The organism is Streptomyces melanosporofaciens, from assembly GCF_900105695.1.
Lineage (GTDB): Bacteria > Actinomycetota > Actinomycetes > Streptomycetales > Streptomycetaceae > Streptomyces > Streptomyces antimycoticus.
On the sequence record NZ_FNST01000002.1, the window covers coordinates 8107940 to 8129787 of the forward strand.

The window sequence follows — 21848 nt, forward strand, 5'->3', positions numbered from 1 at the left end:
GTGATAGCGGAACCGGACATCCTGATCGTCGGTGGCGGCCTCGGCGGGATCGCCGCCGCGCTCGGCGCCTGCCGGGCGGGCCGACGTGTGGTGATGACCGAGGAGACGGACTGGATCGGCGGTCAGCTCACCGCGCAGGCGGTGCCGCCGGACGAGCACCCCTGGGTGGAGCAGTTCGGTACGACGGCGACCTACCGGGCGCTGCGCGAGGGAATCCGCGCCTACTACCGGCAGTGGTACCCGCTGCGCGCCGAGGCGCTGGGGCTCGCGGAACTGAACCCGGGCGCCGGCCGGGTCAGCAAGCTGTGCCATGAGCCGCGGGTGGCGCTCGCCGTCCTCGAGGGCATGCTCGCCCCGTACCGGGCCGCGGGCCTGCTGACCGTCCTGACCGAGCACCGTGCCGTCTCCGCCGAGACGGACGGCGACATGATCCGCGCGGTGACCGTACGCGACCTGCGCTCCGGCGGGCGGACCACCTTCACCGCCCGGTACGTCGTCGATGCCACCGAAACCGGTGAACTGCTCGACCTCGCCGGTGTGGAGCACGCCAACGGGGCCGAGGCGCAGGACGAGTTCGGCGAGCCGCACGCCCCCGCCGAAGCACGGCCCGAGAACCAGCAGGGCATCACCGTGTGCTTCGCGCTCTCGCACCACGAGGGCGAGGACCACACCGTGCAGCGGCCCGAGGACTACGACTTCTGGCGCTCCTACCGGCCCGACTTCTGGCCGGGTCCGCTGCTCGGCTTCGAGGCGCCCGACCCGCGCACCCTGGAGTCCGTGCCCCGCACCTTCGTGCCCAACCCGGACCTCGACCCGCTGGCGGTCAGCGCCGATCAGAGCGCCGACGCCGGGGACAAGGAACTGTGGGGATTCCGCCGGATCCTCGCCCGCGGACTGCACCGACCGGGTGCCTTCGGCTCGGACATCACCCTCGTCAACTGGCCGCTGAACGACTACTGGCTCAAGCCGTACATCGGCCAGGAGGCCGAAGCCCTGCGCGAGGCCCGCCAGTTGTCGCTGTCGGTGCTGTACTGGCTGCAGACGGAGGCACCACGGGCGGACGGCGGCACCGGCTTCCCGGGGCTGCGCATCCGCCCGGACGTCACCGGCACCGCGGACGGTCTGGCCAAGGCGGCCTACGTACGCGAGTCGCGGCGCATCAAGGCGGTGACCACCGTCGTCGAGCAGGACGTGGCGATCGACTTGGTCGGCCCCTACGGCAGGACCCGCTACCGCGACTCGGTCGGGGTGGGCGGTTACCGCATCGACCTGCACCCCTCCACGGGCGGCGACAGCTACATCGACATCGGCTCGGTGCCGTTCGAGATCCCGCTCGGCGCGCTGGTGCCGCGCCGGGTGCGCAACCTGCTGCCCGCCGGCAAGAACATCGGCACCACCCACATCACCAACGGCTGCTACCGGCTGCACCCGGTCGAGTGGAACGTCGGCGAGGTCGCGGGCGCGCTCGCCGCGCACTGCCTGGACGAGGGCGTGGAGCCCCACCAGGTGCAGGCCGAGGACAAGCGGTTCGAGGAGTTCGGCCGCCTCCTGGACCGGGCGGGTGTGCAGCGCCGCTGGCCCGACGTCCGCGGCTACTGACCCCGTCCGACAGCACTTCCAGCCCCCGTCTCCGGACTACCTGAAGCACGTCAACACACAAGGAGGTGCCCGCCATGACTCCAGACCGCCGCATCCGCGTCGGCATCGACGTGGGTGGCACGTTCACCGATGCCGTGGCGGTCGACGCCGTCGCGCTCACACTGGTGGGCCAGGTGAAGGTGCCCACCAGTCACCACCACGAGGACGGTGTCGCCCACGGCATCGTCGAGGCGCTCGAACAGCTCCTGGCGAAGGTCGACCGGACGGCCGGCGACGTCGTGTTCCTGGCGCACGGCACGACCCAGGCCACCAACGCCCTGCTGGAGGGCGATGTGGCCACGGTCGGGCTGATCGGGATCGGCGGCGGGCCCGGCGCGGTGATCACGCGGCGGCTCGCGGCCTTCGGCAAGCTCGAACTCACCCCTGGCAAGCGGCTTCCGCTGGTGTACGCGCACGTGGCCGATCCGTCCGCGGAGGCCGAGGTGCGCACGGCCGTGGAGCGGGTGCGCGCCGAGGGGGCCGAGGTCCTCGTCGCCACCGAGCCGTTCGGGGTGGACCGGCCCGAGGGCGAGCAGGCGGTGCTCGACGTGGCGCGGCCCACGGGGCTGCCGCTGGCCGCGGCCCACGAGATCACCTCGATGTACGGGCTGCACAAGCGGACCCGGACGGCGGTGGTCAACGCCGCGATCCTGCCGCGGATGCTGGCCACGGCCGATCTGGTGGACGCGTCCATCACCAAGGCCGGGGTGACCGCGCCGCTGATGGTGATGCGCTGCGACGGCGGTGTGATGTCGCTGGACGAGATGCGCCGGCGTCCGCTGCTGACGATCCTGTCGGGCCCGGCGGCGGGCGTCGCCGGGGCGCTGATGCAGGAGCGGGTCAGCGAGGGCGTGTTCCTGGAGACGGGCGGCACCTCGACCGACATCAGCGTGGTGCGGCGCGGAAAGGTGGCGGTGCGCCACGCCACGATCCTCGGCAAGACCTCCTATCTGAGCGCCCTCGACGTCCGCACGGTCGGGGTCGGCGGCGGCTCCATGGTGCGGGTCTCCCGCGGGCAGGTGGCCGGTGTCGGTCCGCGCAGCGCGCACATCGCGGGCCTGCCGTACGCCTGCTTCGCCTCGATCGAGGAACTGCGGGACGCCCGGGTGGCGATGGTGCGGCCGATGGCCGGTGACCCGGAGGACTACGTGGTCCTCGACGCGGCGGGCGGCCGGTTCGCGGTGACGATGACCTGCGCGGCGAACGCGCTCGGACGGGTCGGGGAGGAGGACTTCGCACGCAGTGACCAGGAGGTCGCGCGGGCCGCCCTCGCCCCGCTGGCCGCCACGCTCGGCACGGACGTGGCCGGTGCGGCGCGGTCGGTGCTCGACGCGGGGACGGAGCAGGTCAGGTCGGTGGTGGACGCCATGATCCGCGACTACCGCCTGGACCGCGACACCGCCCTCCTCGTGGGCGGCGGCGGGGGAGCGGCGGCGGTGACCCCGCACCTGGCCGCCTCCGCCGGGCTCGAAGGACGCATCGCCCGCCACAGCGAGGTCATCAGCCCCATCGGGGTGGCGCTGGCGCTGGTGCGCGAGCAGGTCGAGCGCATCGTGCCCGGCGCCACCCAGGAACAGATCCTCGCGGTACGCGCCGAGGCCGAGCGGGCCGTCGTCGCCCAGGGTGCCGCCGCCGACGGCGTCGAGGTGGAGGTGACCGTCGACCCGCAGACCAACACCGTGCGGGCGGTCGCGACCGGAGCCACCGAGCTGCGCACCCAGGACCGGGCGCACCGCGCCGATGCCGACGAGCGGCTGCGCGCCGCCGCCACCAGCCTCAAGACCCCCGAGACCCGGGTGCGGAGGCTGGCGGGCACGGACGCGTACACGGTGTACGGCACCGAGGTGCGGCGCCGGTTGCGGGCGGACCGCCACCCGGTGCGGGTGGTGGACGCGGACGGTGTGGTGCGGCTCGGCGCGACGGACGCGCGGGTGGAGACCATGACGGTCGAGGGCTCCGGCGAGGCGCTCGCCGCACTGGTCCGCGACGCGACCTCCTACGGTGACGGAGGCGTACGGGCTCCTGCCGTACGCCTCCTGGTGGGCGGCCGGATCGCGGACCTCTCCGGTGTCCTGGAGCCCGAGGCGTTGCTCGCCCTGGCCCGCGCCGAACTGCGTCCGCGCGGCGCCGGGGAGCCGGTCGTCGCCGTCGTGGAGTCGCGGACATGAGCGCTGACCTTGACGTGGACCTCGCGGTACGGCTGCTCGGAGGGACGCCCACCCACGAGGGCCGCGATCCCGTGCTGCTGCGCCACTGGGCGGTGGCGGCGACGGAGTTCGGCCACCGGATGACCCCGCGGGCCGCGACCGTGCGGGTCGTGGAGCGGGACGGCGGGCTGGACGCCGGGCTGCTGGCCCGGTACCGCTCCCGGCCGCCGGTGGTCGAGGTGTACACCGACACCGTGGAACGCGCCGAGCGGCTGGTCGCCGAGCGCGGCTGGCGCCACTGGTTCCCGGAAGGGTCGGTGCGCGCCGCCGCCCTCGCCCACGAGCAGGCGCACGCCTGGCTCCACCACACCGCGGTGCGCGCCGAGTTCAAGCGGGCGCTGGGCCACACGGCACTGCGGTTCGGCCGGCGCCGCCTGTACGCGTACGTCGCGGGCGCGGACGAGGTCGCCGCGCACGCCTACGCCCACGCCGCCTGCGGCCTGGGCCGCAGCCCTCTGCTGCTCACGGAGGCGCTGGCCGCCGCCGTGTCCTGCGAAAGCGAGAACTGAACGATGGGTGTCGTCATTCTGCTCGTCATGGCGGCGGGAGTCGCCGCCATGCTCACCCGCAAGCTGCCCACGGCGTTCGCCCTGGTGCTGCTCGCCGTGGTGATCGCGTTCCTGGCGGACGCGCCGCTCACCGGCAAGGGCAGCGTGCTCGACACGGTGCTCCAGGAGGGGGCGCCCGCGCTCGCCGCCACGATGATCGCGATTCTGCTCGGCTCGTGGCTCGGCAAGCTCCTGGAGGAGACCGGTATCGCGGGCACCCTGGTCCGTAAGATCGTCGAATTCGGCGGCGACCGGCCGGTGTTCGTGGCGCTCGGCGTGCTCGCCGTGTCCGCGGTGGTCGGCACCGTGACCGGATCGGCGCCCGCCGCGATGCTCGCCGGTCTGATCGGCATCCCCGCGATGATCGCGGTCGGCATCCCCAAGGTGACCGCGGCGGGCACGGTCCTCATGGGGATCGCCGTGGGCGTGCCGTTCGAGCTGCCGGTGTGGCAGTTCTTCTCCACCGCCCTGGACCTGCCCGTCGACACGGTGCGCGGCTTCATGGTGAAGCTGTTCCCGTTCGCGCTGGTGGCCGCCGTCGCCTATGTCCTCGTGGAGTCCCGGCGCCGCGGCGTCGAGCACACCTGGTCCCTGAAGTCGGTGCAGGCCCGGCCCTCGCGCGGCGACCGCCGCCGGCGGCTCGGCGACGCCCCCTGGTACGCCCTGCTCACCCCGGCGGTCCCGCTCACCCTCGCCCTCGGCCTGGACGTGGCCATCATCCCCTCGCTCCTCGGCGGCGTGCTGTACGCGCTGGTGACGACGACCCGGCCGCGGGAGATGAACCGCCGCCTGCTGCGCACCCTCTACGGCGGATTCGAGGTGGCCGCCCCGCCCATCACCCTCTTCGTGGCGATCGGCATCCTGCTCGCCGCGGTCAAGCTGCCCGGCGCCGTCGACGCCCTGCAGCCCCTCGTCAAGGCCGTCAGCCCGCAGAACACCGTCCTGTTCATCCTCGTCTTCACCCTGCTGGTGCCGCTGTGCCTGTTCCGCGGCCCGCTGAACGTCTTCGGCCTCGGCGCCGGCATCGCGGGCGTCCTCGTCGCCACCGGCATCTACCCGGCCGTCGCCGTCCTCGGCATGACCGCCTCGTACAACCAGGTCTTCGGCGTGTCCGACCCGACCAGCACCCAGACCGTGTGGAGCGCCCAGTACGCGGGTGTCTCCCCGCACCAGGTCATGCTGCGCACCCTGCCCTACGTATGGGCCGTGGCCTTCGGCGGTCTGTGCGTCACCGCCTTCACCGAGCTGTGACCGAAGCCGACCCGTCCCACGCCTCGACCGGCCCGCGCCGCCATCCGGCCGCGTAGCCACCGAACCCCCGGCCACCGAACCCCCGGCCACCGAACTCCCGGCCATCGAACCCGCAGTATCCGACCCAAGGAGCCGATCATGCCCGAGCCGCAGTCCGGCCTCGACCGCCGTATGTTCCTGCGCGCCACCGCCGTGTCCGGCGCGGCGCTCACCGTCGGCGGGCCGGCCATACCGTCCGCCTCGGCCACGCCGTCCGCCTCGGCCGCGCCCGGCGGATTCCCGAGCTACGCCTACGTCCGCACGCTGCTCACCCCGTCGAAGCTGAAGTACAACCCGACGGGCGAGATCATCTTCCCCACGATCCGCGGGGTCTACGACAAGCTGGCCAACCCGCTGGGCCGGTACTACCTCTACTACGCGCCGCACGACGCGCCGGGCGGCATCTGCCTGGCCTACGGGAACTCCCTGGAAGGCCCGTTCACCGAGTACCCGTCGAACCCGATCGTGTCCAACAGATGGGACCCGCACTACTCCGTCAGCCACGTCTCCTCGCCGCATGTGCTGTGGAAGGAGGACGTCAAGGAGTTCTGGCTGTACTTCCACGGCGAGAACACCACCACCCGCCTCGCCCGCTCGAAGGACGGGATCCACTTCACCTACGACAAGGTGGTCCTGAGCACGTCCATGATGCCCGCCGGCACCACCGAGACGTCCTACGCCCGGGTGTTCGGGTACGACCTGCCCTCCCGCGGCGCCCACTACGTCATGCTGTTCATGACCAACAACACCACCGACCACCGGGACATCGGCTGGGGCTGGTCCGCGGACGGCCGCAACTGGACCTTCGCCCAGACGCCGCTGGTGCGCCACTCGGACGTCGGCGCGGTCAACGTCGGCGGCCCGCACCTGCTGACCCGCGGCGGCTCCGCGTTCGTCGTCTACAACAAGGACAAGGCGAGCGGCGGCGACCTCATGATCACCGAGGTGGGCAAGGACTTCTCGCTCCGCAAGCACCTCGGCGTCTTCTACGACTCCCATTCATCGGCACCCGAGAACGGCCGGGCCGCGGCCCCTTCCTTCGGCACGGACCACGGCGTCCCGTACATGATCTACGAAGCGGGTGAACGCCTCGCCGGATCCATCGCGATGGCCCGGGGGTAGACACGGTCCCCGCCGGACCCGGGTACCCACCGCCTGACCACCGGCCCTTCTGAGGAAGACAGTCCCGTATGGCACTCTTCGACCTTCCACGCGAACAGCTGCACCGCTACCGCAGCGCCTCCGCCGAACCGGACGACTTCGACGCGTTCTGGTCCGCCACACTGACGGAGGCGCGGCAGCACGACCTCGACGCCCGCTTCGAGCCCGTCGACACGTGCCTTGTCACGGTGCGGGTGTACGACGCCACGTTCGCCGGCTTCGGCGGTCACCCGGTGAAGGGCTGGCTGACGCTGCCCGCGGCGGCCGCCGAACCGGTGCCCCTGGTCGTGGAGTTCGTGGGGTACGGAGGCGGGCGGGGACTGTCCCACGAGCATCTGCTCTGGGCGTCCACCGGTCGGGCGCACTTCGTGATGGACACCCGCGGCCAGGGCAGCGGCTGGGGCGGCGGGGGAGGCACTCCGGACCCGGTGGGCGCCGCCCCCGCCTACCCGGGATTCATGACCCGCGGAATCGACGCGCCCGAGAACTACTACTACCGGCGGGTGTTCACGGATGCCGTGCGGGCGGTGGAGGCCGCCCGCACGCATCCGCTCATCGACGCCTCCCGTACGGCGGTCATCGGGGAGAGCCAGGGCGGCGGGATCTCCCTCGCGGTGGGAGGGCTGGTCCCCGACGTGCTGGCGGTCGCCCCGGACGTGCCGTTCCTGTGCGACTTCCCGCGCGCCGTCACCCTGACGGACTCGGCCCCGTACCGGGAGATCGGCCTGTTCCTGCGCACGCACCGCGGTCGCACCGAGGAAGCGCTGCGCACGCTCTCCTACTTCGACGGCGTCCACTTCGCCGCTCGCGGCCGGGCACCCGCGCTCTTCTCCACCGCCCTCGAGGACCAGACGTGCCCGCCCTCCACCGTGTTCGCGGCCTTCAACGCCTGGGCCCACGAGGAGAAGTCCATCGAGGTGTACGACTTCAACGGCCACGAGGGCGGCGGGCCGTACCAGGCGGCGGCGAAGCTGAGGTGGCTCCGGCCTCTGATGTGACACGGGTGGCGGCCCGGACCGCCGCACGACCCCCGAAACGGCCGGTGGGCGGCCCTGCCCCCACCGGCCGACGAAACCTGCCCGGAAACACCACGGCCGCACGGACGGCCCCGTGAAAACGGGTGAACGGCTGACGTCACACCCGTTGACGCACGGACCGGGACCGCCGAAGAATGTGCGCCGCCCCTCTTTTGACAACGTTGTCCAGCCTGCGAGGTATCGCCCCGTGTCGCATCAGCCCCTGCCCCTCGACCGACGCCGCTTCCTGCACCTCGCCGGTCTCACGGGCGCGCTGGCCGCCCTGCCCCCGCTCACCGCGGCCGCGAGCGCCCACGCGGCGCCCGGCCGCACGGACACGCCGCCCGACGCCGTCGCGGCCACCTACCTGCGGGTGCTCCTGGACCACACCCGGTGGTCCGAGACGCAGTGGGACGAGGCCCAGGGCCACTACCGCGCCAAGGACTTCGGGTTCGCCGTGGTCCTCGGCAACGCGGTCCTGCTCACCCACGGCACCTATGACGCGGCGCGCGCGGGCACCGACCGGGAGACCCTCGAGCGGCGCACGCTCGCCACGATCCGTCACTTCGCCGCGTCGAACCGGCTCACCGGCGGCGACGAGTGGGGCCGCACACTCTTCTTCGACACCACCTTCCAGTCGTACTTCATCCTCGCCGCCCGGCTGCTGTGGAAGGACCTCGACACCGCGACACAGAAGAACGTCGAGACCATCGTCCGCGAACAGGCCGCCTACACCGTGTCGTTGGGCAGCGGCGACGACCCCGCCTCGGGCGACTGGACGCCGAACGGCCTGAGTGGCGGACACGTCGGCGACACCAAGCTGGAAGAGATGGGCCTGTACGCGCAGACCCTCGCACCGGCGCTCGCATGGGCCCACGACGACCGCCGCGCGGCCGACTGGGCCACGTGGTACGGCATCTGGTCGCGCAACGAGGCGGGGCTGCCGCCCGCCGACCTCGCCAACCCCGCCCGCGTGGACGGCGTCGCCGTCTCCGAGAACACCGCCCGCAATCTGTACGACACCTTCATCGTCGAGAACCACGGCTCCTTCGGCCCGCACTACCAAGAGGAGCTGTGGCGCACCTCCGGCCGCAACGCCGCGCACTTCCTGGCCGCCGGACGCCCCCTCCCGCAGGTCCTCGCCCGGCAGCCGAACGCCCAGCCGCTGTGGCGCACCCTGCTGGGTGTCATGAGCGACGCGGGCGAACCGCTGATGCCGATGGTGGAGGACCGCGAGCACCTCTACGGCAGGGACGTCATCCCGCTCGCCTTCCTCTCCCAGGTGATGCGCGACCGGGCCGCGGCGCGCGCGGAGCGGGAGCTGGCGTCGCGGCTGGAGGCGTACCAGCAGTACCCGCCCGAGCACCGGTTGGCGAAGTTCTCGGGGGAGCCGAAGTACGAGCCGGAGGCACGCGCCGAGATCGCGATCAGCTACCTGCTGCATGTGTGGGCGGCCGCGTCCGGGCGGCCCGTCGAGGCGCTCTCGCGTGAGGAGATGTTCGCGCGGGCCTCCGGCGTCACGGACTTCGGGACCGGCCCCGGACTGGTGTCGCACCAGTCGCGCACCGCGTGGGCCGGTGCCGTGACGAAGCCCGGGTTCGTGAAGTTCGCCTGGCAGCCGGGGCACGACGACTGGCTGTTTGGGCTCAGCGGGGCCACCTCGATGTTCCTGCCCGCCACCGACGCGAAGATCCAGGGCCGGACCGTGCGCGTATACGAGTCCCTGCGCGACGGCTTCGACGGCAGCGCGACGCTGCTGCGCCTCGACGGCGGCTGGGCCGGGTTCGCGACGCTCCCGACAGGCGCCGTCGTCTACGCGAGCAGCGGCACCGCCGACGCGGAGGGCCACCTCGAGGTGCACAACCTGACGATGCCCGGCATGCCGGGGCTCGACGGCGCGCGCACCTACCGCTTCGAGGAGGGCGAGGCGACCGTCCGCGCCCGCGACACCTCCACCGACACACCCGCCGGACGGGTCGACGACCTCGGCTTCGCCCCCACGACGGTGCGCCACGTCCGCATGCTCGGCGTGCGACCCGACCCGGCCTACGGGTACTCCCTGTACGCCTTCGAGGTGCGCGACGGCGCCCAGGGCGCCGACCTCGCGCGCGGCGGGTCCGCCACCGCCTCGTCGGCCGACGCCGGGAAGGGCGCGCCGCTCGCGGTCGACGGCGTCGCGGCCACCCGCTGGGCGGTGTCGAAGGCCGACCGCCCGCGCGCCGACAGCTGGCTGGCCGTCGACCTCGGCGCCGAGCGCCGGATCGACCGGGTCACCCTGCGCTGGGAATCGGCGGCCGGCCGCGCCTACCGCATCCAGGGGTCCACGGACGGCCGGGACTGGAGGGACCTGACGACCGGACCGAGCCCGGCGGTGAGCAGCCGCGGCGGCTGGCTCGATGTCGAGGGGCGCGCCGGGCTCGTGGTGCGTGACGGCCGGAACCCGATCGGCGTCTACGACGACAAGATCGTCCTCGGCGACGGCCCGGCGGCGCCTCTCCTCGTCGAGGGCTTCCCCGGCACGTCGGCCGGGAAGCTGCGCGCGATCGCCCGGGGGGCCACCCCCACGGCGGAGGACACCGCGGTGCGCACGACGCTGACGGGCGGTCACCTGACCCTGTTCAATCTCTCCGGTGAGCCCGTCAGGACGCGGATCACGATCCCGCGCACCGGCACGGACACGGTGGTCTTCGAGGGCACGCAGCGCCTGACCGCCGACGGCACGTCCTTCGAGGCCGCGCTGCCCGCCGCCACGGCGGCCGTACTGCCCCGCGCTTCACGCTCACCCCCCTCACGAGCCGCCCCCTGCCGTCGGGACTGCGGGTCCAGGTCGTCGACGGCGCGACCGTGCGCCTGTCCGGGGCCTCCTGCACCCTGCGCGTCCGGGCCCAGGGGCGCAGCCAGGTCGCCGTGGTGCGAGCGGGCCGGACGATCACCGTCGTCCTGGCCGGCGCGGCCGCCCACCCGCACGACGACCTGGCTCTTGGCAGGACCGTCTTCCCCACGAGCCCGCTGCCGGAGGGCATGTCCGACCCCGCGGCGGCGGTGGACGGCGACGCCCACACGGCGTGGACACCGGGCACGCGCGGCCGCATGGTCGTTGACCTCGGCGCGGCCCGCCCGGTCCGCCTGGTGGAGACCGAGTGGACGGCGGGCGCGGTGCCGGGTGCGAAGGTCGGCTTCAGCACGGACGGCATCACCTACCGGGACGCCGGGAGCCTCACCGGCCGGAGCCGCGTGCGCCGGCTGACCGCCTCCGGGACGGCCCGCTACGTCAGCCTCGAGGTCGACGGATCGGCACATGCGGCGGTGTCCCGCCTGCGGCGCCTGACGGTGCGCTGACCGCCCCGCGCCCGCCGGGCCGCGCGGCCGTCGACCGCGCCGACGCTCGCCCGGCGGGCACGCAAAGCGCGTATGCCAAACGAGTCAGGGGTCAGTGGCGATGCGTTGCAGCACTTTGGTGAGCTGATTCAGGTCTTCGCCCTGGACATGGTCGAGGACGTGTCGGCGCACGCTGGCGAGGTGGATCGGCCAGGACTCCGTCAACGCGGCGAGACCGGCGTCGGTGAGGACGGCGTTCCAGCCGCGGCCGTCCTCGTCACACCTCACACGTTTGACAAGGCTCCGCCGCTCCAGACGGTCGACGATGCGTGTCATGCCGCTGAGGGAGAGGTTGGACACGGAGGCGAGTTCGCTCATCCGCATCGTCCGGCCCTCGACTTCGGAGAGGTGCATGAGTGCCGTGTACTCGCTGAGCGGGAGCAGCCCCCCGCGTGCCATGTCGTGCTCAACGGCGCGCGGCATCGCCAGCAGCACCCGGCTCAAGGCGCGGATGAAGGCGTCCTCGGCCGCACTCATCGGCTTGGCCGGCTCCTTGCTGCTGCTCATGGGCACATCGTAGCGCTTGACTCTGCAAGCAGAAAGTTGATTGGCGTAGCAAGTGGTTCGATGTGGGATGCCGTGCGCGTGGGCCGGTCACCGGCGGCTCTGCTTGACATGTCAAATATATAGGCTAATGCTTGACGCGTCAATCAAATGACCCGGACGGGTCAGCTGCCTGCGGGACCGCATGAGGAGGAGACCATGACGGCCTCTACATTCGAATTCGGGCTCGACTCGTTCGGCGAGGTCGCAACGGACAACGGTCGTGCGCTGGACGACGCCGAAACGGTCCGGCTGCTCGTCGAGGAGGCCGAGCTCGCCGAAGCCTCGGGGGTGGACGTCTTCAGCGTCGGCGAGCACTACCGGTCGGGACACGTCGACAGCGCCACTCCCGTACTGCTCTCCGCTGTCGCCGCCGTCACGGAACGGATCCGCCTCGGCACCTCGGTGACCGTACTGAGCACCAATGACCCCGTACGGATCTACCACGATTTCTCCACTGTGGACGCCGTGTCCGGTGGCCGGGCCCAGCTCGTGCTCGGGCGTGCGTCGGCCACGGAGTCGTTTCCCTTGTTCGGCTACGACATCGCCGACTACGAATCGCTCTTCGACGAGAAGCTCGAGCTCTTCATGCGCCTGCAGCGGGAGGAGACGGTGACCTGGTCCGGGGCGTTTCGGGCACCGCTTGTCGAGCAGCGGCTGCGCCCCCGGATGCGGCCCGGCGGGATCCCCACCTGGATCGGCGTGGGCGGCAGCCCGCATTCCGTGGTCCGTGCCGCCCGCTACGGCTTGCCCCTGATGCTGGCCATCATCGGCGGACGCCCCCAGCGGTTCGTCGGCCACGTCGATCTCTTCCAGCGGGCGCTCCAGCAGTCCGGACACGATCCGCAACCGATCGGCCAGCACTCGCTGGGGCTCATCGCCGACACCGACGAGGAGGCGACCGAGACCTGGTGGCGGTACTGGGAGCCGGTCGTCACCCAACTGGCCGAGGAACGAGGCTTCTACAAGCCGACCCGCGAGCGCTACCTGGCGGAGCTCGACAGCGGAGCGCTCTTCGTCGGCTCCCCGGAAACCGTCGCCCGCAAGATCGCCCAAGTGGCTCGCGCTCTGCGTCTGAGCCGCTTCGACCTCAAGTACGACATCATGCATCTGCCTCGTCAGGCCCGCGCCCGCACGATCGAACTGCTGGGCCGCGAAGTCGCCCCGCGCGTACGAGAGCTGCTCAGTAAGGAGCCTTCCCATGTCTGAACTCGTTTTCGGGCTGGACACGTTCGGCGATGTGCCCGAGGACGACTCCGGTGGTCTCGTCTCCCACGCGAGGTCGATTCGGCAGGTTCTCGAGGAAGCCGTCCTGGCGGACGACATCGGCGTCGACGTTCTCGCACTCGGCGAGCACCACCGGCCCGAATACTCGGTGTCGTCTCCGGAAACGGTGCTCGCCGGCATCGCCACCCGCACCAGGCGTATCCGCCTCTCCTCCGGTGTCACTGTGCTGAGCTCCGACGATCCCGTCCGGGTGTTCCAGCGCTTCGCAACGGTCGACGCTCTTTCCGGCGGCCGGGCCGAGGTGATCCTGGGCCGCGGCTCCTTCACGGAGTCGTTTCCTCTGTTCGGGTACGACCTGAGCGACTACGACGCGCTGTTCGAGGAGAAAATCGAGCTCTTCGCGCGGCTGCTCCGGGAGAAGCCCGTCACGTGGCAGGGCACCATGCGGGCCCCTCTGGAGAACGCCGAGGTCTTCCCCACCACCGAGTCCGGGCACCTGACCACCTGGGTCGGTGTCGGCGGCTCACCCCAGTCGGTCGTCCGCACCGCCCGCTACGGGTTCCCCCTCATGCTCGCCATCATCGGCCGGTTCCCCTGAGCGCTTCGCGCCCTACATCGACCTCTACCGGCGCGCGGCAGCGCAGTTCAGCACCGTCGCGCATCCGGTGGGGATGCACTCGCCCGGTTTCGTCGCCGACAACGACGAAGAAGCCCGTGAGCTGTACTGGCCGAGCTATCGGGTCATGCGCGACCGCATCGGCGCGCTGCGGGGCTGGCCGCCACTGCGCCGGGAGGAATACGACACCGAGATCGAGCAGGGCTCCTTGTACATCGGCTCGCCCGAGACGGTCGCGCGCAAGATCGCTCGCGCCGTACGCGCACTCGGTGTCGGCAGATTCGACCTCATCTACACCGCGGGCTCACAACCGATCAGCGCCCGCCTTCGTGCGGTCGAGCTCTACGGCACGAAGGTGATCCCGAGGGTCCGCGACCTCCTCGCCGACTGACCCCGCGACTCGCCGACCGACCCCGCGAAAGGAAACGGAATGAACTTCGAGGACGTCCGCACGATCGGCATCCTGGGCGCCGGAAAAGTGGGGACCGTATTGGCGCGGCTCGCCCTCGCGGCAGGCTACCGAGTGCTGATCGCGGGATCACGCGAACCCGGCGACATCGCCCTCACCGTCGAGGTCCTCACGCCCGGCGCGGAAGCGGTCACCGCGGCCGAGGCCGCGGCCCGGGCGGATATCGCGATCCTGGCCCTTCCCCTGGGCAAGTACCGCGGCGTCCCCGTCGAAGCGCTGCACGGCAAGCTGGTCATCGACGCGATGAACTACTGGTGGGAAGCCGACGGCGTCCGCGAGGACCTCACCGACCCGCGCACCTCCACCAGCGAGCTCGTCCAGGCGTTCCTGCCGGGATCCCGCGTGGTCAAGGCGTTCAACCACATGGGCTACCACGACTTGGAGGACGAGGCCCGGCCCGCCGGGGTGACGGGTCGCAAGGGGATCGCCATCGCCGCCGATGACCCAGGCGACCGGGCCACGGTCGCCCTCCTCGTGGACGCCTTCGGCTTCGACCCCGTCGTCGCCGGCCCGCTCGCCGACGGCGTGGGATTGGAGCCGGGGACCGAACCCTTCGGAGCCAACACCAGCGCCGAGGAACTGCGCGCCATGCTCGGCCGCTTCCCGGCATCGGAGCGCGGCCGGACGGTCAGTGGGGCTCGAGCCGCTGCTCCGGCCGCACCGGCTGATGCGGCGTAGCGGAGGGGTGTGCTCAGGTATTACTTGACGGAGCAATCACTTGGCATTAACTTGCTTGGTGAAGCAAATATATCCCGGATGTGCGTCGGGAGCACCTTTATGAAGGGTTTTGGCATGATCAAGATCGGAATCATCCTCGGCAGCACCCGTCCCGGGCGCAACGGCGCGGCTGTGGCCCGCTGGGTGCACGAGATCGCCTCGCAGCGCACCGACGCCGAGTTCGAACTGGTCGACCTGCTGGACTACAAGCTGCCGCACCTCGACGAGGCGCTCCCGCCGTCGCTGGGTCAGTACGCTCAGCCGCACACGCAGGAATGGGCGAGCAAGATCGACTCGTTTGACGGCTTCATCATGGTGACGCCCGAGTACAACCACTCGACTTCCGGGGTGCTGAAGAACGCGATCGACTTCCTCTACGCGGAGTGGAACAACAAGGCGGTCGGCTTCGTCAGCTACGGCTCCCTGGGCGGCGCCCGTGCGGTGGAGCACCTGCGCCTGGTGGCGGGGGAGCTGCAGATGGCGGACGTGCGCGCTCAGGTCGCGCTGTCGCTGTTCCACGACTTCGAGAACTTCAGCGACTTCAAGCCCGGCCAATTCCAGGTGGATGCGCTGAACGCCACGCTGGACCAGGTGCTGGCCTGGAGCGGGGCCCTCGCCCCGCTGCGCGCCGCGTAACGGACACAACTGGTCGCCTGAGCGCCGTCCCGCGGAGAGCGGGCGGGGCGGTCAGGCCGACACGGGCTCGGCCGGTGGGCTCCAAGGCGGTGACGACGATGCCACCGCGGGGACCCCACCGGCCCGGGCGGCCCGTGCGGACATCGACAACCGGTCGCGGGATACCATCACCCCACCGCTCGCTCCCGGGCTGTCGGATCCAGGACCGGCCTTCGGAGAGGGGCGTGGCCTCGGACATAGACGGTGACTCGCGCCCCGTTGACATGGGTTGTTCCGTACTCGCGGAAGTAGCGCCGCAGGGTGCTTGTTTTCGCTTCCTCCTGCGGGTCGGTCGGCGACTGCGCACCCGCCGGGCCGCGGACCGCGACGATCCGGTCGAATTCCAGCATGCGTGCCGCTATGTCCTGGGCGGGAAGCTCGACACCTGCGAGGGTGTTCGACGAAACGGCGTCCTGTGCCAGGGCCAGATCCGTCAGGAAACGGGTGTCCTCGGGGCTGGCCGCGGTGAAGGCCCGGTACTGGCCGGAGAGATAGAGCAGCCCGTCGCCGGGACGGCCTTCCTCGCGTACGGCGGCGCCGACGGCGGTGACGTCATTGCTCCGGCTCTGGGGCGTCCTCAGCGAAAGGCTCGGCGGGACGAGCGCGGCCAGTACGGCAACCGCCGCGATCCACGCGGTGCGGGAAGACTGCCGCCGCCGGTGGAAGTAATCCATCCAGGCGCCCAGCAGCAACGCGATTCCGATATTGCTGTAGAGCACATACCGATCGACGAAAAGGGGCTTGACCAGCGAGACGATCAGCAGCAGAAGACCGGGAAGCACAAGAATCGGCACAGCCAGCACGGAGAGCCGCACGGGCCCCTTCACCCCCAGGGGCGCTCGGGCACACGCCATGCCCACGACCGCCACAACCAGGAAATAACGAAGCCGCACCGGTCCGCCGATCCAGGACACCTGCCCCGACTGCCCCACACTGCGGATCGCCAGCGGCAACAGCCCGGCCACAACGCCCGCGGCAGTCACACTCCACGCCCTCAGCACCGGTCGTGGAACACGGGAGACCACCAGTGTGACGCCGTGTGCGACCAGGGCGAGGACCGCGAACTCATGGAGCAGACAGGCCAGCAGCATGGTGGAGCCATAGACCGCCCACCGCCACCGGCCGCGATGCGGGACGCTGACCACGAGCGCATAGGTGGCCCAGGTGACCAGGGCACAGACCATGGCGTACGAGCGGCCTTCCTGCGCGTACTTCTGTACCTGCGGGAGGAGCGGAAACACCAGCCCGGCCAGCAGCCCGACACGGGGTCCCGCCAGGCGTAGCCCCAGAAGCCCGACTCCACTCGCCGCCACGGACATTGCCAGCACAGACGGCAGCCGTAACGTCAGCAGGCCTCCGCCGAAGAGACCGAAGATCTCATGCATCACGGCGTAGTAGAGGGCATGGACCAGATCAATCTGCTGGGCGGTGAGCCATATCTGCGAAAGATCGCGGTGCGCGAGCTGATAGGTGACGGACTCGTCCCCCCACATCGTGTTCTTCCTGCGGATACCCCAGAGCCCCAGAGCGATGGTCAGCGACAAGGGCGCGGTCACGACAACGGCTCTGGCCGGGCCCGGTGATGGTCGACGGACGGGTACGGGAGGGGAAACCGTCCTGGCCACGGCAGGGCCACGTTCGGCAACGGACATCAGCGGCAGGGCCTTTCAGTAGTGGTGAAGAAGCTCCGCCACCGTGCCCGGACCTCGTTGACCGGCTGCTGACCCAACCTGACCGGCCGATCAGGAAGGCGGGCCTGCGCTGTGCAAGGCTGCACCACATGCGCATCCTGGTCGTCGAAGACGAGGTGGACCTTGCCCACACCCTGCACACCGGTCTCACCGCCGAGGGCTACAGCGTCGACCTCGCCCACGACGGCCGACACGGCCTGTGGATGGCCCGGACCGGCGAATACGCCCTTGTCGTACTGGACTTGATGCTGCCCGGACTCAACGGCTACAAGGTCTGCGCCCAACTGCGCCGGGAGGGCAACGCGACCCCCATCCTGGTGCTCACCGCCAAGGACGGGGAGTGGGATCAGGCAGAGGCCCTGGACACGGGGGCCGATGACTACCTGGCCAAACCCTTCTCCTACGTGGTGCTCGTCGCACGGCTGCGGGCCCTGGTCAGACGAGCCGCCACGGTCGCCCCGCCCGTCCTTGCCGTGGGCGACCTCTCGTTGGATGTCGCCGGCCGGGTCTGCCACCGGGCCGGGGCCCGGGTGGAACTCACACCCAGGGAGTTCGCCGTGCTGGAGCTGCTGGCCCGCCGGGCGGGCCAGGCGGTCTCCAAAACGGATCTGCTCTATCACGCGTGGCCCGACGAAGCCCAGGATCCCAACCTGGTGGAGGCGCGCGTCAGCGCCCTCCGCAAGAAGGTGGACGCCGCGTTCGACCGGCAGTCCCTGCAGACCGTACGGGGCGCCGGCTACCGATTGGTGGACGACCGTGAACGCGACTGAATTGCGACGCCGCTGGTGGCCGCGTTCGGTACGAGCCCGCACGGCCCTGGCCGTCGCCTCGGCCACCGCCGTCATCCTGGTCGGCATCGGCTGGTGGGTACACCACGACGTCTACCGCCAGAGCACGCAGATCGCCGAAGAACAAGCCAAGAGTCAGCTCTGGTCTCTCTGCGAACGGTTGCGCCAGGGTGTCGTTCCCGACTCCACCACCACCGTGCCGTACGAGGTCGTCGCGACCGGGCGTCGCACCGCTGTCGCTTCCGGCGGGGCCCTGCGCGACGCCTACCCCGGCACCCACCACGTGATGCCCACCCCGCCGACAGAGGGGGTGGCCGCGCTGATACCGCTCACCAGCGTCCGCCTGCCCGTGAACCGCGACTACAACCCCAAGGACATATTCGGCATAGCCGGCGGCACCCAGCGCGTCGTGACCTGCGATATCGAGGCCGATGAACTCAGCCGTGACAAAGCCGCCGCTCTGGGCGTCGCCGCCGACGCCAGGCTGCGGGTCTATGTGGTGGTGCTCCCGCACACGGCCGAGGCCATCACCAAGACCACCGACCGCCTGCTGCTGGGGGCCGGGCTCGTCAGCGTCGTACTGATCGCCGCCGTCGCCTACTTCGCCGTCCGATTCGCGCTGCGGCCGGTCGAAGCCATCCGCGTCCTCACCGCCTCGGTCACCGCGAGCGACCCCCGCGAACGCGTCACCGTCCCCGCCACGGGACACGAGATCACCGCCCTGGCCACCACCATCAACACCACCCTCCAACGCCTCGACAACGCCGCCGCCCAGCAACGCCGCTTCGTCGCGGACGCCGCCCACGAACTACGCAGCCCCCTCACCACACTGCTGGCCAGCCTGGAAGTCGCGCTCGCCTACCCGGAACGCACCGACTGGCCCGCCACGGCCACCACCGCCGCACGACAGACCCGCCGCCTCCACGCCCTCGCCGAAGACCTGCTGCTCCTCGCCCGCCTCGACACCCGCACCCCCACAGCCGGCCCCGAAACCGTCGACCTGACAGCCCTCGCCTCCCGGCTGACCGAGCAATGCCCCCGCTCCGAACGACCGTTGACCCTCACCTGCGACAGCACCGCCCCCGCATACGCACACGGAAACCTCGACGAATACGAACGGCTGCTGCGCAACCTCATCGACAACGCCGCCCGCCACGCCGCACACCGCATCCAGATCACCATCCGAAACCAGGACGCCTGGGTCGTCCTCACGGTGCACGACGACGGACCGGGCGTGCCCACCGAGGACGCCGAGCGCATCTTCGAACGCTTCGTCCGGCTCGACGACGCCCGCTCCCGCGACCACGGCGGCACCGGCCTGGGCCTCGCCATCGCCCGCGACCTGGCCCACCGCCACCGTGGCACCCTCACCCTCACCCCCCGGACCCTCGGAGCATGCTTCCGGCTACGCCTTCCCCGAGCCCCCACCCCCGCCGAGAAATGACGGCCGGCCTCGCCGCGATCGCCGACCTCGGCTTCGTCGGCCTCGACGGTGGTGGTGGCGACAGCAGCGACCCGGAACACAACTCAGTGCTGACCGAGCCTCAGGGCCTCCGGCACCCCTGGCCACGAAAGATGGAAGCCAGGGGCCACTTCGCCCAGCTCCAGGGATGGAGGGCCTGGAGGGGGAGCCGCATCACGCTCGTTCCTACTCGGTTCGCACGCCGGCCAGAAGAGCTGCCGTCCCTTCGGGTGCCTCCACTGGGAAGTGGTGGCTGCCCAGGTCGACGGGCACGATGTCGAAGCGGTCGCCATAGCGGTCGATCGCTTCCCGCGTCACCAGGTCACGTATCGCGAACACGGTGATCGGCTGCGGTGTCGCACGCAGCGCCGCGTCCATGTCCCAGTGCACCAGACCCTCGATGGAACGCAGACCCGCGGGCTGCCGCACCGCGACCATCTTCTCGAAGTACGAAGCCTTGAGGGCCGTGTCGGTCCCGGCCGGCGAACCCGCCTCGACGAGACCGCGCACCCCTCCGGCGAAGTCCGAACGGAACATGCTCAGCATCGCATCGGTCTGCTCTTCGCTCAGCGCGGGGAACAGGGACAGGTAGTGCAGCGCGTCGAGTGCGATCACATGCGAGACGGTGTCGGGGAGCAGCCGGCCGACCTCGACGGCGACCGCCCCGCCGAGGGAGTGCCCGGCCACGACGCACGTGTCCACCGACTCGGCCTCCAGCACTGCCGCCACGTCGCGAGCGAACTCTTCCATGGTCCAGACGTCCCGCGTCGACCGCGACTCACCATGCTCGGCGAGGTCGATGGCGAGAACGCGGTAGTCCTCGGGCAGATGGTCCGTCACCGCGTCGTAGTCGCCGCGGTTGCACGCCCAGCCATGGATGAGAGCCATCGTCCGCCCTCCGGCCGGACCGCTGGCCGTGTACCGGATCGTCGTGTGGCCCGATCGCTGAACCTCGAGGTTCTTCCTGGTCCTGCTTGCGGTCGTCACGATGTCTCCTTGCTCTGTTCCGGATGGTAATCGGTGTATCGGTTCAGTGGCATGAAACGGCGGTCGCCGGGGCCTCCGCGGCGGCCGGAGCCTCGGCCGTCCGGGCCATGACGGCGCGGCGCTCCGCCCGTATCCGGCTCAGGCGCAGGACGAGGGCGGTGGCGGCGATCACCGCGATCGCCAGCGCGTAGATCCCGGTGGCGGTCCTCACTCCCAGGACGGTGACCGCGATTCCGCCGAGGACGGACGGCACACTGTTTCCCAGATAGGCGATGATGTTCGCCAGGGCGAAGACCTCGCTGCGCTCGTGCGGCTTGGCGATCCGGGCGAAGGTGCCGAACGTGGCCAGCACCGACGCGCCCATGCCGAGACCCGAAACGACGGTGCCGACAGCGGCCGGCCAGGCGAGGTCATCGGCGACCCCGGCAAGCGATATCAGGGTGCCGAGTCCGAGCAGTGCGGACGAGGGGGCCAGCAGCGAGGGCGCGGGACGGGAGCGGAGCAGGAAGACCGCGAGCGCTCCGGTACCCGTCAGGAGCGTCACCACGACGCCGCCGATCAGATGACTGCGCAGCCCCAGCAGCTCGGCCGCGACGGACGGGCCGAGCGAGAGGTACATCCCGGCCAAGGCCCAGCCGGCGATCATCGCCGGCACCACCGGGACGATGTCCACGCGCAGGTGCGCGGGCATCGCTACCCGTGGGCGCAGGGAGGCGACGGCTCCCGGGCGGCGGAGCGACGTCTCCGGCGTGAGGGCGACGACCACCGCCGCCAGCGCCATCGCGCCGAAGAGCAGGGTGTAGACCAGCCGGGTCGGGGCGGGACCGAACTCCACCAGCACACCGCTGCCGAGGGCGCCCAGAGCGAGCCCGGTCAGGGGAGACACCGAGGTGATGACGCCTGCGCGGCCGCGGGCATGCGACGGTTCGAGATCGACGAGGGTGGCGCTCAGGGTGGTCGTCGCGGCCCCGGTCGCGATGCCCTGCAGCACCCGGGCGGCGGACAGGACGAACACGTCCCCGGCGACGTAGAACAGGACGAGCGCGACCATCTCCAGCCCGATCGCCCCGGCGAGTACCGGCCGGCGGCCGAGATGGTCCGACAGCGCTCCGACGACGAGCAGCGAGCCCAGCAGGCCGACCACGTAGAGGGCGAAGACGACGGACAGCACCCACGCGGTGAAATGCCATTGCTGCTGGTAGATCGCGTAGAGCGGGGACGGTGCGCTGGAGGCGGCCAGGAAGAGGACGAGGATGGCGCCGACGTAGGGGAAGGCACCCTTCCACGGTGCGCGGTGCGGATCCCCGGCGGGCGGCCTGGCGGTGACTGCAGGTGGAGCAGACATGTGGATTCTCGCAGTGATCGATGCGTTAATGGCGTCAGCCCTACCGTAAACGCATCGATCGCTGCATTCAAACGCAGTGATCGATGCCAT

At 71.0% G+C, this 21848-nt stretch carries 15 protein-coding genes and 2 pseudogenes; 13 read left to right on the plus strand and 4 right to left on the minus strand.

All coding sequences use genetic code 11. The annotated features are described in order from the left end of the window. The 7 genes and pseudogenes from BLV72_RS36995 to BLV72_RS37025 all read left to right on the plus strand — a co-directional run bounded on the left by BLV72_RS36995 (position 1) and on the right by BLV72_RS37025 (position 11199). Positions 1 to 1599 (plus strand): FAD-dependent oxidoreductase, encoded by a 1599-nt coding sequence (locus BLV72_RS36995; protein ID WP_093467869.1) that lies wholly within the window; start codon positions 1 to 3, stop codon positions 1597 to 1599. Positions 1600 to 1673: 74 nt separating this feature from the next. Continuing rightward, on the plus strand, positions 1674 to 3806 hold the full coding sequence (locus BLV72_RS37000; protein WP_093467871.1) for a hydantoinase/oxoprolinase family protein: 2133 nt from the start codon (positions 1674 to 1676) through the stop codon (positions 3804 to 3806). Beyond that, positions 3803 to 4354, plus strand: coding sequence for a hypothetical protein (locus BLV72_RS37005; protein ID WP_093467872.1), 552 nt, complete (start codon positions 3803 to 3805; stop codon positions 4352 to 4354). The genes BLV72_RS37000 and BLV72_RS37005 overlap by 4 nt, the downstream gene beginning before the upstream one ends. Before the next feature lie 3 nt (positions 4355 to 4357). Further along, a complete protein-coding gene (locus BLV72_RS37010; protein ID WP_093467874.1) occupies positions 4358 to 5644 on the plus strand; it encodes a TRAP transporter large permease subunit in 1287 nt (428 codons plus the stop codon). Between the two features lie 138 nt (positions 5645 to 5782). Further along, a complete protein-coding gene (locus BLV72_RS37015) occupies positions 5783 to 6805 on the plus strand; it encodes a glycoside hydrolase family protein (protein WP_093467875.1) in 1023 nt (340 codons plus the stop codon). Between the two features lie 68 nt (positions 6806 to 6873). Then, a complete protein-coding gene (locus BLV72_RS37020) occupies positions 6874 to 7842 on the plus strand; it encodes an acetylxylan esterase (protein WP_093467877.1) in 969 nt (322 codons plus the stop codon). Positions 7843 to 8068: 226 nt separating this feature from the next. Beyond that, positions 8069 to 11199: pseudogene (locus tag BLV72_RS37025) on the plus strand (discoidin domain-containing protein). An 84-nt stretch (positions 11200 to 11283) separates the two neighbouring features. Here BLV72_RS37025 and BLV72_RS37030 read toward each other — a convergent pair. Continuing rightward, positions 11284 to 11745, minus strand: coding sequence for a MarR family winged helix-turn-helix transcriptional regulator (locus BLV72_RS37030; RefSeq protein ID WP_093467878.1), 462 nt, complete (start codon positions 11743 to 11745; stop codon positions 11284 to 11286). A 195-nt stretch (positions 11746 to 11940) separates the two neighbouring features. Here BLV72_RS37030 and BLV72_RS37035 point away from each other — a divergent pair, with 195 nt between their 5' ends. The 4 genes and pseudogenes from BLV72_RS37035 (at position 11941) to BLV72_RS37050 (ending at position 15446) form a co-directional block, all read left to right on the plus strand. After that, on the plus strand, positions 11941 to 12990 hold the full coding sequence (locus BLV72_RS37035) for an LLM class flavin-dependent oxidoreductase (protein ID WP_093467880.1): 1050 nt from the start codon (positions 11941 to 11943) through the stop codon (positions 12988 to 12990). Further along, positions 12983 to 14015, plus strand: a pseudogene (locus BLV72_RS37040) (LLM class flavin-dependent oxidoreductase). The gene BLV72_RS37035 and the pseudogene BLV72_RS37040 overlap by 8 nt, the downstream one beginning before the upstream one ends. Before the next feature lie 39 nt (positions 14016 to 14054). Continuing rightward, positions 14055 to 14771, plus strand: coding sequence for an NADPH-dependent F420 reductase (locus BLV72_RS37045; protein WP_093467881.1), 717 nt, complete (start codon positions 14055 to 14057; stop codon positions 14769 to 14771). Between the two features lie 114 nt (positions 14772 to 14885). Then, positions 14886 to 15446 carry an NADPH-dependent FMN reductase gene (locus BLV72_RS37050; RefSeq protein ID WP_093467883.1) on the plus strand — a complete coding sequence of 187 codons (561 nt, stop codon included), beginning with the start codon at positions 14886 to 14888 and terminating at the stop codon, positions 15444 to 15446. 167 nt (positions 15447 to 15613) lie between these two features. Here the strand turns inward: BLV72_RS37050 and BLV72_RS37055 are convergent, their stop codons facing one another. Continuing rightward, entirely contained in the window at positions 15614 to 17041 is a 1428-nt protein-coding gene (locus tag BLV72_RS37055; RefSeq protein WP_244321198.1) for a glycosyltransferase family 39 protein, read from the minus strand. Between the two features lie 224 nt (positions 17042 to 17265). Here BLV72_RS37055 and BLV72_RS37060 point away from each other — a divergent pair, with 224 nt between their 5' ends. Then, complete coding sequence (locus tag BLV72_RS37060; protein ID WP_093467884.1) at positions 17266 to 17946, plus strand: response regulator transcription factor; 681 nt, start codon at positions 17266 to 17268, stop codon at positions 17944 to 17946. Next, on the plus strand, positions 17933 to 19408 hold the full coding sequence (locus tag BLV72_RS37065; protein ID WP_093467886.1) for a sensor histidine kinase: 1476 nt from the start codon (positions 17933 to 17935) through the stop codon (positions 19406 to 19408). Before BLV72_RS37060 ends, BLV72_RS37065 begins: the two co-directional genes overlap by 14 nt. A gap of 204 nt (positions 19409 to 19612) precedes the next feature. On the opposite strand, the gene BLV72_RS37070 is transcribed toward BLV72_RS37065, so the two are convergent. Continuing rightward, positions 19613 to 20314: an alpha/beta fold hydrolase gene (locus tag BLV72_RS37070; RefSeq protein ID WP_244321199.1), complete on the minus strand. Its 702-nt coding sequence runs from the start codon at positions 20312 to 20314 to the stop codon at positions 19613 to 19615. A gap of 142 nt (positions 20315 to 20456) precedes the next feature. Then, positions 20457 to 21758: an MFS transporter gene (locus BLV72_RS37075; RefSeq protein ID WP_093467889.1), complete on the minus strand. Its 1302-nt coding sequence runs from the start codon at positions 21756 to 21758 to the stop codon at positions 20457 to 20459. Between the last annotated feature and the right edge of the window lie 90 nt (positions 21759 to 21848).